This window comes from Pantoea sp. A4 (genome assembly GCF_000295955.2).
GTDB lineage: Bacteria > Pseudomonadota > Gammaproteobacteria > Enterobacterales > Enterobacteriaceae > Pantoea > Pantoea multigeneris.
Genome location: NZ_ALXE01000064.1, coordinates 1 through 1365, shown reverse-complemented (window position 1 = coordinate 1365; position 1365 = coordinate 1). Strand labels below are relative to the sequence as shown.

Genomic DNA, 1365 nt, shown 5'->3' with positions numbered 1-1365 from the left:
CAGTACCTGGACCGGGAAACGGGGCTGCACTACAATCTGTTCCGGTACTACGACGCGGACAGCATGCACTTTATCAGCCCGGATCCGATAGGTCTGGCGGGTGGACTGAACCTATATGCTTATGCGCCAGATCCGGTGAACTGGGCTGATCCGTGGGGGCTTTCTAAATGCCCAACAGTAACTCGTGGTCAAAATGGTGAAGTTCTGACAGCGAGAGCAACAGTTTCACCTGCAGATTTAAAAACTGGCACGGGAATTAATGCCAGTGCGCGAGCTGCAGCCAGAGCTATGGGCTTCCAGACAGATGATGCTGGGCATATTTTAGCTAAAGTATTAGGGGGGCAGGGCGGAAAAGGAAATATTTTCCCTCAGTTACCAGCAATAAATCGTGGGGGATATAGAGTGTTCGAAAACGAAGTTAGAACATATATAAGCAAAAATGGTAGTGTTGATATAGACTGGAAATTTATCTATTCAAATGGTGGAACTAGGCCTACCGGTATTATTTATAACGTTTCTCAAAATGGGAAGACAGTACTTTACTCAATTTTTGGAAATTGAATTATGAACGCAAAAGAAACATTAATTTGTTTTATTGAAGATATGGGTGAATGGGAAAATAGCTTCCGTGAAGCATTTATGGAAAATCCAGCAATTGATAAGCAGCCATATTCTTGTCAGTTAGATGAGATTTTTAATAAGTGGTGCACTAAAAAAGAGAGGAAGTATGGCCGCCAGGTTTCAATGCAGGTAAGCTTCCCGCCAGATTATGATATAGAAAATGATGAGATAACAAGTGAAGATATTTCTGCTAAAAAAGCATTGATTCAAGTTAAAAAAAATACTGGGTTTAAAAATGAATACAGGTACACATTAATATACAAGGAGGACCGTTGGCAAATTGATAAAAAAGAATGGTTAGATGAAGGGAAATGGAAGAGAGCATACTTGTAAATTAGAAGCTTCATCTTATGGGCTAAATGTCTCCCGCTGGCAGGAGACATCTAGTGCCTTAAAAATTAATAAGGTAAATGCTAGGTGGGGATTTAAAGTAGTTGATTTAATTCGTTAAACATCTCATCAATAAAAGTCTTAGCACCGAAACGTGATAATTTTTTTCCGGACGTAGGAGGAATGATAAAAATTCGATATGTGCAAGCACGACTTAACTAGCCTTCCTAGCCAGTAGCACTCAACTCTGGCCGATTTCAACACGCAAAGCTGATTGCATCGTGCGAACGGCCTGCGGTTGGTGCAGGAGATACGGCAGGACGGGAGCACGATGTACGTTTACAGCGACACGGACAGCTATGTGCCGCTGGCCCACATCGACACGCCGGACAGAGCGCGGGAGTACACGCGGAT

The 1365-nt window shown here is 42.8% G+C and carries 2 protein-coding genes; both read left to right on the top strand.

What is annotated here, in order from left to right; all coding sequences use genetic code 11:
* The coding region (locus tag B880_RS0122710) for an RHS repeat-associated core domain-containing protein (RefSeq protein ID WP_017349759.1) at positions 1-561 on the top strand (561 nt) is incomplete at its 5' end.
* Between the two features lie 3 nt (positions 562-564).
* Positions 565-954, top strand: a complete 390-nt coding sequence (locus tag B880_RS0122705) for an NTF2 fold immunity protein (RefSeq protein WP_017349758.1) — start codon at positions 565-567, stop codon at positions 952-954.
* The last annotated feature ends 411 nt before the right edge of the window (positions 955-1365 follow it).